Origin of the sequence: Paenibacillus sp. OK076, assembly GCF_900110055.1 — a bacterium.
In the GTDB taxonomy this organism is placed as follows: domain Bacteria; phylum Bacillota; class Bacilli; order Paenibacillales; family Paenibacillaceae; genus Paenibacillus.
Window position 1 is genome coordinate 290,582 of record NZ_FOCH01000005.1, and the last position, 12,683, is coordinate 303,264.

11 protein-coding genes are annotated in these 12,683 nt (G+C 46.0%); 4 read left to right on the top strand and 7 right to left on the bottom strand.

From position 1 onward, the window contains the following. Positions 1-302: 302 nt before the first annotated feature. Both ylbJ and BMY78_RS28050 read left to right on the top strand, forming a co-directional pair. The gene (gene ylbJ / locus BMY78_RS28045) at positions 303-1,556 is read left to right on the top strand and encodes a sporulation integral membrane protein YlbJ (RefSeq protein ID WP_090904545.1); all 1,254 of its coding nucleotides are present in this window, start codon (positions 303-305) and stop codon (positions 1,554-1,556) included. Positions 1,557-1,660: 104 nt separating this feature from the next. Next, the gene (locus BMY78_RS28050) at positions 1,661-2,464 is read left to right on the top strand and encodes an NAD kinase (protein WP_090904546.1); all 804 of its coding nucleotides are present in this window, start codon (positions 1,661-1,663) and stop codon (positions 2,462-2,464) included. A gap of 27 nt (positions 2,465-2,491) precedes the next feature. Here the strand turns inward: BMY78_RS28050 and BMY78_RS28055 are convergent, their stop codons facing one another. Continuing rightward, positions 2,492-2,893, bottom strand: a complete 402-nt coding sequence (locus BMY78_RS28055) for a YutD family protein (protein WP_256222489.1) — start codon at positions 2,891-2,893, stop codon at positions 2,492-2,494. Next, positions 2,890-3,789 carry a lipoyl synthase gene (lipA, locus tag BMY78_RS28060; protein WP_090904547.1) on the bottom strand — a complete coding sequence of 300 codons (900 nt, stop codon included), beginning with the start codon at positions 3,787-3,789 and terminating at the stop codon, positions 2,890-2,892. The genes BMY78_RS28055 and lipA overlap by 4 nt, the downstream gene beginning before the upstream one ends. A gap of 193 nt (positions 3,790-3,982) precedes the next feature. Between lipA and BMY78_RS28065 the strand changes: the two genes are divergently transcribed. After that, positions 3,983-5,053, top strand: a complete 1,071-nt coding sequence (locus BMY78_RS28065; RefSeq protein ID WP_090904548.1) for a M23 family metallopeptidase — start codon at positions 3,983-3,985, stop codon at positions 5,051-5,053. 127 nt (positions 5,054-5,180) lie between these two features. Here the strand turns inward: BMY78_RS28065 and yunB are convergent, their stop codons facing one another. From yunB to zwf, 4 genes are all read right to left on the bottom strand, one after another. Next, entirely contained in the window at positions 5,181-6,056 is an 876-nt protein-coding gene (yunB, locus tag BMY78_RS28070; RefSeq protein WP_090904549.1) for a sporulation protein YunB, read from the bottom strand. A 207-nt stretch (positions 6,057-6,263) separates the two neighbouring features. After that, complete coding sequence (gene fsa, locus BMY78_RS28075; protein WP_024632668.1) at positions 6,264-6,908, bottom strand: fructose-6-phosphate aldolase; 645 nt, start codon at positions 6,906-6,908, stop codon at positions 6,264-6,266. An 87-nt stretch (positions 6,909-6,995) separates the two neighbouring features. Continuing rightward, complete coding sequence (gene gnd / locus BMY78_RS28080; RefSeq protein ID WP_090904550.1) at positions 6,996-7,889, bottom strand: phosphogluconate dehydrogenase (NAD(+)-dependent, decarboxylating); 894 nt, start codon at positions 7,887-7,889, stop codon at positions 6,996-6,998. 403 nt (positions 7,890-8,292) lie between these two features. Further along, entirely contained in the window at positions 8,293-9,747 is a 1,455-nt protein-coding gene (gene zwf, locus BMY78_RS28085) for a glucose-6-phosphate dehydrogenase (RefSeq protein ID WP_090904551.1), read from the bottom strand. Positions 9,748-10,161: 414 nt separating this feature from the next. Between zwf and BMY78_RS28090 the strand changes: the two genes are divergently transcribed. Next, the gene (locus BMY78_RS28090; protein WP_024632671.1) at positions 10,162-10,482 is read left to right on the top strand and encodes a winged helix-turn-helix transcriptional regulator; all 321 of its coding nucleotides are present in this window, start codon (positions 10,162-10,164) and stop codon (positions 10,480-10,482) included. 962 nt (positions 10,483-11,444) lie between these two features. On the opposite strand, the gene BMY78_RS28095 is transcribed toward BMY78_RS28090, so the two are convergent. After that, positions 11,445-12,602, bottom strand: a complete 1,158-nt coding sequence (locus BMY78_RS28095; protein ID WP_090904552.1) for a Gfo/Idh/MocA family protein — start codon at positions 12,600-12,602, stop codon at positions 11,445-11,447. Between the last annotated feature and the right edge of the window lie 81 nt (positions 12,603-12,683).

Sequence of the window (12,683 nt, forward strand, 5' to 3'; positions counted from 1 at the left end):
GTCCTCTTCTTCAGAGCGCACAAGCGAGGCACGTATAACATAAACAAAAGCACAAACCAGGATTCCGGTGACAAGACTCATAATCATCACTCCATCCGATTTAATTCCACCTTCTAGGTAATTAGGTGACGTTCAGGCGTTTTTATCATTTTAGCATACTTCTCTTAAAAACACAGCCACTTTTGCAAGCGCTTTCTAGACATTAATTTGTACTGTTTGTCCGCTTTGTCTCATATATTGATGGCAAAAGCACCAGCGATCTGCTGCACACTCACCATTCCAAAAATAAAGGAGAAGAATTCATGGCCGCTTCACAACGAATCACCCAAGTCCTGATCCCACTAGCTCTCCTGATCCTGTGTGTGTTGATGGTGCTGTTTCCTGCGGAAACCTGGCATGCTGGTGTACGTGGACTATCCATTTGGTGGGACGTGCTTTTCCCCTCCCTTTTTCCCTTTCTTGTGCTTTCCGAGCTGCTTCTTGGCTTCGGCATTGTTCATTTTTTGGGTACACTCTTAAATCCATTGATGCGTCCGCTATTTCGCGTTCCCGGAAGCGGTGGCTTTGTGTTTGCCGTCAGTTGCGCTTCCGGTTATCCCACTGGGGCCAAATTGACTGCACAGTTGTGGGAGCAAAAATTGGTTACTCGGGAAGAAGGTGAACGCCTCGTTGCTTTCACCACATCATCCGATCCCATCTTTATGATTGGAGCCGTATCGGTCGGTTTTTTTCATAATGTAGCTATTGCTCCCATACTGGTCACATCACATTATGGTGCTGCATTTCTTGTGGGCCTGCTCATGCGGTTCCATGGCGGCGTCTCCGTAAAGGATAAACCGTCGATTATCAACTCTCCCTCCGCATCTGAAGAGGTACACAGAAGCAGACTAGTCCGAGCCATTTATGCCATGCACGAGGCAAGGAAAGCTGATGGACGGGCATTTGGTGAATTGTTGCACCAGGCAATCTCCTCATCCCTCCGCCTTATTATTATCGTAGGAGGATTAGTTGTATTCTTCTCCGTTATGATGGAGTTACTCGTTCAAACGGGATGGTTAGGCGGATTATATGCCATTACGGAACAACTGCTTCGATATACTGGATTCCCGCCTGCCTTATCCCACAGCCTCGTAGGCGGGTTATTTGAAGTCACTTTGGGAGCCAAAGAAGCGGGAGGGGCGGGCATATCCATTCCGCTAGTGTACAAAGCTGCTGCTGCTGCATTCGTCCTCTCCTGGGGGGGATTATCCGTTCATGCCCAGATTATGAGTGTTCTGAGCAACACAACGATGAGATACGGCCCCTTTCTGTTTGCCAGAGCAATCCACGCTCTCATTGCACCCATACTTGTACTTTTGTTATGGCTGCCGATGATGGGTGGTTCGGAATGGCCTGTATTGTTCCAAACGGGTGCCACGCCAGAATTATTTTCGTATACACCAGATTGGGGACAGATCCTGTTTTCGGGAATAGGTGTATTTGGGGGCGTATTACTTTTACTGCTGATGCTTTCTCTGATGAGTCCCTTTTTCTTACCTCGGCGTATGAAAAAATAAGCCATCCTGTGACTTTATATTCAACTGAATATCAATCCAACGTTGTGTTCTTCCCTGGAATTGATTATCATCGGTAGTATAATGACCACAAAGGAGCTTTCATCTTGAGATACTATGTTCAAGACCGCGGAGACCAGTTATCGATTGATCTCAGTCAGCAGTTTCATGCGCTGGCCAAAGAGGAAGGGTTTAAGCTGGATGCAGAATCGCCGGAGATTGTCATCTCCATCGGAGGCGATGGTACGATGCTGCAAGCATTTCACAATTTCATCGACCGCATCCCGGATATTGCTTTTGTTGGGGTTCATACAGGCCATCTCGGCTTTTATGCCGATTGGAAGAAGGAAGAATTAAGGGAATTGGTTCGATTGATGAGCGGCAAAGGCGACCCGGAACGACTCAAACCCCGAATTGTGGAGTACCCGTTATTGGAGCTTGAGATTCGTAAAAAGTCGGGCAATACCTCCTATATCGCACTGAATGAATTTACGTTAAAAGGTGTAGACGGTACAGTCGTTGCTCAGGTTGACATTAATGACGTGACGTTTGAGATGTTCCGGGGAGACGGCATCTGTGTATCGACCCCTTCAGGCAGTACGGCATACAACAAGGCGCTTGGCGGCGCCATGGTGCATCCAACGATCGAGGCTATTCAGATCGCCGAGATTGCTTCAATCAATAACCGCGTCTATCGGACGCTGGGTTCACCGGTTATTTTGCCCAAGCACCATCACTGTGATATCTTCTCACGCAAGGATCAGCGGTTGTTGCTTACCATTGACCACGTAAACATTATGGTGGAAGATCTCATATCGGTACGCTGCCAAGTGGCCCGTCATAAGGTCAGTTTTGCCCGTTTCCGGCCTTATCCGTTTTGGAACAGGGTTCGCACAGCTTTTTTGGACTAAATACACGCAACAAAAAAGCGGTCCTTCTCAGGAACCGCTTTTTGCTTTGGCTTGAGGCTGATCTTTGCTCTTCTGAAGCACAAAGTATGCACAGCCAAAGTTGCAGTATTCATTGATATAGTCCACCATGCTGGAGATCGTGGAATCCTTCGTAGCTTTGGGATGGTTGTCCCGGTAAAAACCTTTCAAACGCAGTTGGCTGTAACCCCAGTCCCCAATAATGTAATCGTACCGCTCCAGCACTTCGCTGTAACGGTCACGGAAAACTTCAGGATTCCAGCCTTCTTTATGGTTCTGCACGATTTCATAATTTTTTCCGCCGATTTGAACAATAACCGGTTCTTTGGGTTTGTCCTGTACTGGCTCCTGAACCGATTCTTGAATCTCTTCTGAACCTTTTTCTTCTTCCAATCCTGTATCCTCCATCATGCGTGAGATGCCGCCTGTTCAGCATTTTTCGCAGCAGATTTTACTTGTTCATGCGCATGGTAAGAGCTGCGGACCATAGGTCCGGATTCGACGTGGCTGAATCCACGCTTCAGTCCTTCCTGCTTCAATGATGCGAACTCTTCTGGCGGATAATACTTCTCTACAAACAGATGTTTCTCGGATGGCTGCAAGTATTGACCAATCGTCATAATGTCACAATCCACAGCGCGCAGATCATCCATCGTTTGCAAAATTTCATGATATTCCTCACCCACACCAAGCATGATGCTCGATTTCGTTGGAATATTTGGCTGCATTTCCTTGGCACGAGCAAGCAGTTCGAGTGAACGCTTGTATTTCGCCTTGGCACGGACTTTGTCCGATAATCGCTCTACAGTCTCGATGTTATGATTCAGGATGTCCGGTTTGGCATCCATTACAATCTGCAAGGAATCCCGGTCACCCAAAAAGTCCGGAATCAGCACTTCTACACTGCATAAAGGCAAACGACGACTAACGGCCTTCACTGTCTCCGCAAAGATCGTCGCTCCTCCATCCTTCAGGTCGTCACGCGCCACGCTCGTAATTACGCAGTGCTGCAGATTCATCTGTTCTGCCGCTTCTGCCACGCGTTCTGGTTCCTGTAAATCAAGTTCCGTTGGCAAGCCGGTATTTACCGCACAAAAACGGCATGCCCGTGTGCAAATGTCGCCCAAAATCATAAAAGTAGCCGTCCGATTGGCCCAACACTCGTAAATATTCGGGCACCGTGCTTCCTCACATACTGTATGCAGCGTTTTGGAACGCATCATCGTTTTCATTTCCTGATAGTTATCGCCGGTTGTCAATTTGATCCGAATCCAGTCCGGTTTCGGTTCTTTAACACGTTTAGCCAATGCATAAACCTTCTTTCTACTGAAGTTAGGCTGTTGCTCGGAACATATTATACCATGAAAGCGCTGGAAAAACCCCCATTTGTCACATCTCATTCATGGTGGATAAAATGAAGACTTTTGAAGAACGCTAGGTTATAGCTTGGTTCACCGGGCACCATGTGCATCATCTTATTGGAAAGGGGGCTGCTTCCCTGTGCAAGATCGCTTTACATCGCGGTTAACGTATTCCTTTTGGATCAAAACATTGCTTGCAGGCACACTGCTTCTCCCATTCTTGCCTGTTGATGTTTACGGTGAACCTACCGCCGCTGATTCCAAACCTCAGGCTGTAGAGCAAAAACCAGCGGACATTTTCGCTTCGCGCCGGCATCTATATGAAAGCATTGGTCAAATGACCCAAATTCCATGGTACAGGCTCGCAGCAATTGATCAATATGAACGAACCATCTCGCGTGCACATCCAAAAGATCGTAAACATCCGGATCGTCTGACCGGTATATTCATGACCCCTCCAGCCTGGAGAGGCTGGCTCAATCCGGATGAGACGGATCAACACCCGGGTTCCATTATCTTTTTCAACGGGTATGGTCGAGATGGTTCTGGTGATGGTGTTGCAGATGCCAATAATGACCTCGACGTACTTTACAGCATGGCATCCATTATTCAGAAATATGGGACCAAGCAGGAGGACTTCAATATCGCTCTGTGGGACTATTACCATAACTCCCGGGCGGTGCAGCGTATTCAGCAATTTGCGAAATTATATGAGCATTTTGACAGCCTCGATCTCTTTGGTCACGCTTTTCCCGTCCCTCTCGGAACCAACTATTCGTACCGTAGTACCTGGGGGACCAAACGCAGCTGGGGTGGGTACCGTATTCATGAAGGCACGGATATTTTTGCACCGCATGGCCTGCCTGTACGCAGTACCTGTTACGGTGTCGTTGAAATCAAAGGCTGGAATCCGTTTGGCGGCTGGCGTATTGGCATTCGCGATCTGAACAACCATTACCACTATTACGCTCATCTATCCGGCTTTGACAAAAACGCCCATATCGGCGAAGTGGTTACCCCTGGTCAGGTTTTGGGCTGGGTGGGCAGTTCAGGGTATGGAAAACCAGGTACACAAGGCAAGTTTCCGCCTCACCTGCACTATGGCATTTATCGCGACAGCGGGCTGAATGAATGGTCGTTCGACCCATACCCTCATCTGAAGCATTGGGAACAGGAAGAACGTAAACAGAAAAAAGCCAAAGGCAACTGAAAGCAAAACAATTAAATTGGAATAAGGGATAATAAGTATCTCTTTAGTATTGAGATAATTTTTTAATGCAAAGCGGGACCTCTATCATAGAGGCCCCGTTTTTTGTTCGATATTTGCTTTGGACTCATTAATGGTTCCCATCCACGTCAAGCTGCAATCCCTCATTTGGATCAGACAAATCCGGCTCAACCTCCAGTCCATTTCCGTTCAGACCGTTTGCTGGAGCCTGCTGCTGATTGGGAGAGGTTCCATTTGGCGTTCCTCCATGACCACTCGAAACACCCGCCTGACTCGATGGCAGTGCAATTGCAGGTGCATTGCTGCCGTTGCTACCCACCGGCTTGCCCTGATTATCATAGTAGTACATCGGCACATCCCCGACCACTAACAGGTAAGATATCGGAATTTCCGTATCGACGGTCTCAGGTTCCATGTCAAAGGGCACCACTACCGCCACTTCGGCAATGATGTGAATGTACACTTCAACCAGAATCATGTTTATACCGGCATTCTGCTGACGGGTGTTCAGATCCACCTTGACGGCTCCCTGAGGCTCAATACGAACCGGTATACTTGGACCAAAGGATGCCAGTACCGGACTGCCCAACGCCTGCCCCAGCGGAATTTTTTCTTTTAACATATGCACGTTCTGCAAAGTGGATTGCACGATGTTCATCGTACTCGCAGTGATCCGCATGTGCTCATCATAATTCAGCATAAATCCGGACACTTTCCCAGCCGTATCGGTTTTCCAGTCAATCAGCCCTTCGGTGGATTTACCTTCGGAAACCTGCGCTGTAATCGCCTTGTTGATCGCTTCCGTTGCAATCTGCTTCACTCTGATTTTGGCCAGATGCATGATAGGCGGTTTCATTTTCTTATCGACATAGGCAAAACCCTGCATCAAACAAAATGCTGTTACCAATAAAATAATCAACCACATTTTGCGCCTGCCACTTGGCGGCTTGCGGCGTCTTCGGCTTCGCCATCGTCTTCTCATCATCGGGCGTCCCTCCCCTGCGGGATGAGCTATAGGCTATATAACTATCCTTATGCACCGTTGTCCCGAAAAAGAAGGACAGCACCTGCTCGTACGGGGATATCATCACCTCCAACCAAAAAAACCTTCCGCCAGCAGATGTTGTCTGCACGACGAAAGGCTTTTACATGGAACGCAGGTCTGAGGAATCAGACTACTGTCCACATTTTATTATTTCGGAACGGACTCCCAATCTTTCAGGAAACGCTCAATGCCGCTGTCTGTCAGCGGGTGTTTCCACAATGTTGGCAGGAGCGAACCCGGAATGGTCGCGATATGCGCACCGGAAAGCGCTGCATCCTCCACGTGTTTGATATTACGGATGCTTGCTGCAATAATTTCGGAAGGCAAATCATACGTATCAAGAATGAGACGCAGATCGCGAATCAGCTTCATGCCATCCACCGCAATATCATCCAGACGGCCAACAAATGGACTGATGTACGTTGCGCCAGCTTTCGCCGCCATCAGGCCCTGTGCTGCGGAAAAGATCAGCGTTACATTGGTTTTAATTCCTTTTTGCGTCAGTTCATGACAAGCATAGAGTCCATCTTCGGTCATCGGTAGTTTAATCACTACATTCGGTGCCCACTCTGCAATTTCATAAGCTTCCTTCAACATATCCTCGGCTTTCAGTCCGATCACTTCAGCACTGACCGGGCCCTTAACAACGCCACAGATCTCCTGAATCACTTCTTTAAATACGCGACCTTCTTTGGCAATCAAAGACGGGTTGGTCGTGACTCCATCCACCAGACCAAGACGTTCGATCCGTTTGATTTCTTCAACATTACCTGTATCTAAGAAAAATTTCATGATATGTTCCCTCCACTTGATGAATTTTGTAAACAACTATACTCATCATTACCCGATTATCCGTATATGTTAACAGTTATATATGATTTAATTTTTTTCTACAGCGTGACCGCCAAATTCATTACGCAATGCTGCGACAACTTTACCTGTGAACGTGTCTGTTTCCAGGGAGCGGTAACGCATCAACAGGGACAACGCGATAACCGGTGTAGCAGTTTGCAGGTCAAATGCTGTTTCAACCGTCCAACGTCCTTCACCGGAAGAATGCATAACCCCTTTGATTTCATCCAGGTTAGCATCTTTGGAGAATGCACGCTCTGTCAATTCCATCAACCAAGAACGGATAACGGAACCGTTGTTCCATACACGAGCAACTTGTTCGAAGTCGAAATCGAAGCCGCTTTTCTCCAATACGTCGAAGCCTTCACCGATGGAAGCCATCATACCGTACTCGATACCATTGTGGACCATTTTCAGGAAGTGACCGCTACCTGCTTTACCTGCATACAGGTAACCATTTTCAACGGAAGTATCCTTGAACGCTGGCTCAACGATTGCCCAAGCTTCAGGATCGCCACCGATCATGTAACATGCGCCATTACGAGCGCCTTCCATACCGCCGGATGTACCAGCATCCATGTAGTGAATGCCTTTAGTTTTCATTTCCTCGTAACGACGGATGGATTCTTTGTAGTGCGAGTTACCCGCTTCGATGATGATGTCGCCTTTGGACAACAGTGGGCTTACTTCAGCCAATACAGCGTCAACCACGTTATGAGGAACCATGATCCACAATACACGTGGGGATTCAAGGGAAGCCACCATTTCCGCATAAGAAGATACGCCTGTTGCGCCGTATTCTTTCATTTCATTCACAGCTTCAGCGTTAAGGTCAAAAGCAACCACTTCATGTTTGTGGTCAATCAGGTTTCTACCCAGGTTCAATCCCATTTTACCTAATCCAATAAGTCCAAGTTTCATTGCTAGTTCCTCCTGTTATGAACATTTCTAATTTTTATCTGGCCAATTCCAAAATAAGTGCTTAACCTTGGCGCAGTAGCCGTTCCGGTTACGAATCGTTCTTTCGATCGCTGTTGTCTCCAAATTTTCTTGATTAATAATGTTTATGGTTAAAATATGGAGACAAAGGCGCACGCTACGCTTCTTCAGAATCGATTTCGTCCCCTTCACTACTCGCGCGTAATTGTTATGAACTGATTTAAATTGAGCCAAGTAATCTATATTTAAAAATTTTCGCGGCCTTCCGGGTATTACCGGAAGGACTTATGCAAAATTGGAACGGTGTATTTCATAAAAATTTGTATATTTATCGAGCAGAACAGACTGTAGTGCTCTCTTCTCTGATGCTGCCCTTACACTACTTTTACCACCAACGGTAGCCGTTCTCTGCAACCAATCGATCTGCTGACTCCGGTCCTTGCGAACCAGCGCTGTACGTATCGAGTGGCACACTGCCATCTTGGAATGCCTCCAAGATCGGCTGTACCCATTGCCAAGCCAGTTCAACTTCGTTCCAGTGAGCAAAGAATGTAGAATCTCCACGCATCGCGTCAAAGATCAGGTTTTCGTAAGCTTCCGGAATGTTGCGTTCACCTGAGTTGAAGGTCATATGCATTGCTTCCACTTCGCCTTGGTTGAGTGGGTTTTTCGCATTTAATTGAAGCGAGATGCTTTCTTTTGGACCAATTTCGATCGTGAGCAAGTTAGGCTCTGTTGTATTTTCGGATTCATGACCTGTTTTCAGTGGAGCCTTGAATTCAACAACAATTCTGGTTGATTTTTCAGCCAGGCGTTTGCCTGTACGAATGTAAAATGGAACCTCGCTCCAGAATGGATCATCGATCCACAGTCTTGCGGCAACATATGTCTCATTCTGAGAACCAGCTGGAATGTCAGGCTCGTCCAGATATCCAACAACAGAAGCACCTTGCAGTTCGCCTGCTCCATATTGGGCACGAACGACTTCGGAAGCAATATTCTCTTTCGTCAATGGACGAAGAGCCTCAGCGATCTTCTGCTTTTTGAATTGAATTTCTTCCGGTGTGCAGCGTTTTGGCAAATGCAAACCAATCATCATCAGCAATTGAAGCATATGGTTTTGGAACATGTCACGAAGGGCACCGCTTTGGTCATAATATGCGGCACGTTCTTCAACACCAACCGTTTCACTTGCCGTAATCTGTACGTTGGCAATGTAACGGTTGGACCACAAAGCCTGAATGACCGGATTGGCATAAGTGAGGGTTTCAATATTTTGAACCATCGGTTTACCAAGGAAATGGTCAATACGGTAAATTTCTTCTTCCGCAAAGGTATTGCTGAGTTTCTCATTCAGTTCACGTGCAGATTGCAGATCGTGTCCGAATGGTTTTTCGATGATAAGTTTCTTCCAGCCTTTGGTGTTACCCAAGCCGCTTTCTTGAATATTCAGTGCGATTGGTTCAAAGAATTCCGGTGCAACCGACATGTAGAACATGCGATTTTCAGGAATGTTGAGCTCTTGTTCACGCTTCTGAACCAGTTCCAGCAATTTGGTGTAATCTTCAAGCTTCGTATTATTTAAAGAACAATAACGGAAAGCTCCAATGAAGTCGCGAACCTGAGCTTCTTCTTCCGGTGTTTGACGGGAGAAGGTGTGCAGTGACTTTTCAACATTCGCCTGGAAGTCAGCATCCGACAATTCACGCCGTCCAAGACCGATAACGGAGAAGGATTTCGGCATTTTCGAATCAATGTACAAATTATATAATGCAGGGTAAATCTTACGTTTGGCTAAATCGCCTGTTGCCCCGAAGAGGACAAATGTCATTGCGTCCATTGGAGTGCCTCCTGTGATCTGTGCAGTATAGTATATGATGATGCAAAATGTTCAAATCCAAGCATGACAAAAGACGGAATTAGTGGGGGAGTTCCCCGCCTTACCTCCGCTTGTGTATCTGACCTGAATTAAACATGGAACATTCCTTCTCTCCACAACCTTAATCAAGGTTATAAATTGTAACCAATTGAATTGACGTTACCCATCTTACACCTGTCGTCACAATTCGTCAACAATCGTGTCTAACCTGTGAACACCAGTGTTTATAGGGTTTTTATTTAATGTTAACGCTTTATGTGGTAACATTAAGAACAATTGGTATGTGACATTTTACACATATGGCTTGTGGACACTCAGGTTACAATAAGTATACTAGTGCTATAATAAGCATAACTAAATCAAAGGAGTACTATTATGAGCGATGATGAGAATGCCAAGCAAATATGCGAAAAGGTGGAACAGTCTTATCAGATCATTGGCCGGAAATGGGTAGCCCTCATTATTCATACATTGATGGAAGAACCCAAACGATTCAGTGAAATTCACGCTTATATTCCGGACCTGAGCAAACGGGTACTTAATGAACGGATGAAGGAACTGGAGGAAGAGGGACTGGTCGTACGTCATGTGGTTACGGAACGCCCTGTTCGGACAGAATATATGTTGTCCCGCAAAGGCACAGAGCTGGGGCGCGCTTTAAGCGCCGTCGAACGGTGGGCCGATAAGTGGCTGTAGCACGTACTTTTGAGTAAAGAATAGGTTCTCATTCTATTAAGAGGCGACACTTCATTTTCACTTTAATTTCCGAAACATTGTGATTTTAAAATAGCACTTTAAATTTCATCACGATAATGTACTGACGCTACTTTTAATAACATCAGCAGTTACCCTCATGTGATTTAATGTCTGCTGCTGTGTTCAAAATGTTGCCGATACTGTACGGGAGTTGTTCCCGTCGATTTGCGAAATAATTGAACGAAATAAGATCCATTGCGGAATACCGCCTGCCCACCTCTTGAACGGACAGAGTAGTCGTTTCCAGCTTAGGATATCAGCCTGCTTAAGTCTTAGGGCTGTGACCTAGTCCGTAATACTGCTTCCTGTTTCTTGCTGAAAGATACGGGAAGCATAAGACTTGGATAAGTGGATATTGTTTACCATATGATCTTATTTGATTTCATCTATGTAGTGGTCTTCAATCCAATGCATCATCTTCTCCGCATTGATGCCAATGACTGGAAGCCAACATCGTGATGAAGATCTGGGATTGGTCTTATAAACCATTGCTCCAAAGTTTCATCCCACGACCATGCCATATGCCGGTAGATTTCCTCTCCTGTCATATTGTACATAATCCATAGCATACCCGTCCAGAAACTTAAAACCCTCTAATCGGTGTTGATGTTATTATACTTCCCATCATCACCAGCAAAATGAGGATATTTATCTCCAATGTTTTTTCATTTCTGTCAATTTATTTTCCAGCTTCTGCATGACTTCCTGCCAATATGTCGTAGTTACGTCGGATTCTGCCTTGGCCATGAGATAACCTTCTTAGGGTTAAATAGAGAAGCCATCGCAAAATTAAATAGATGAAACCAACGAGTGTATTAATTTTGTTTTATAAATAAGATTCCAATAAAATGAAGCCAGATCTCACAATATCTGTGGAACTGGCCTCTTTTTTTGTTATTTAACTAAGACTCCAACTTTCTCCCTAACGTAATATCCACATCCTCAAAGTTCTCCACGGCTGTCTTTTTCTCATAAAAATGCACCGCATGTTGCATAATCCCTTCCCTTGTATAGAAAGCATCCTCCGCCTTTAGTGGAAAAGTAACCTTCTCCCCCGTACTGGCCGATTTATAGATGCCTACAATGAGTTCCAGTGTATTCCGACCACTCTTCCCATCCACCAGAAGGGGTGATTCTGTCTCAATGGCGTTTAGCACATTCTCCACTTGCCCAGCATGCCCCACATGAATAACATCCACTAAGTCGTCAGCGAGTTTCTGAATCTGCTGTTCCAGATCTGGATTGGGTTCTGGGAATCCATTCGCTCGTGCCGTAGAAGCAACGACCTTCCAAGGCGCAGATACCCTGGCCTCTTTACCCTGAAAAATCAACTGCTGCTCCTCTCCGTGGTGTACCACTGAACTGGTAATCATACCAAGTGCTCCTTCTTGGAAACGAAGCATTGCCATGGAAATATCCTCTACTTCAGCATTATCATGTGCCGTATTCGCCATCATGGCCTGTAATTCCACCGGAGGACCCATCATCCAAAGCATCGCATCAATATGATGGACCGCATGATTAAGTGTACAGCCTCCGCCTTCCTTTTCCCATGTGCCACGCCACCACAGATCATAATAATTATGGCCCCGCCACCAGAATGAATCGACCTGTACGTGGACAATGGGACCCATAAGTTTGCTGTCCAGCACATATTTTAGTTTCATCATCGGTGTCGTAAAACGATTCTGTGCCACAACCGAGAGCAACTTACCACTTTTTTGCGCCGCTTCCAGCATCATATCCGCCTCTTGTAAAGAAGAGGCCATTGGTTTTTCGACAAGCACATGTGTACCTGCATGCAGAAAATCACATGTGATCGGTGCATGGGTATACGGTGGGGTACATACGGAAACCAAGTCAATGTTTTGATCCAGCAATTCATGATAATCGGTAACAGCTTGCGCTCCCTCCAATCCGTATTCGTTAATTCGTTTCTGTGCTTTTTCCGCGTACATATCCACCACAGCTACGATCTTGCATCGTTCAGGAAATGCCAAATACGCTGTAATGTGCGCTGCACTGATTGCGCCTGCTCCAATAATGGCCACATTTAACATGAATGCATACCTCCCTTATTCCCTTCACAATACACAATAATAAAGCGCTTTTATGCGTTCATCTTGTGATAAAATGAAACC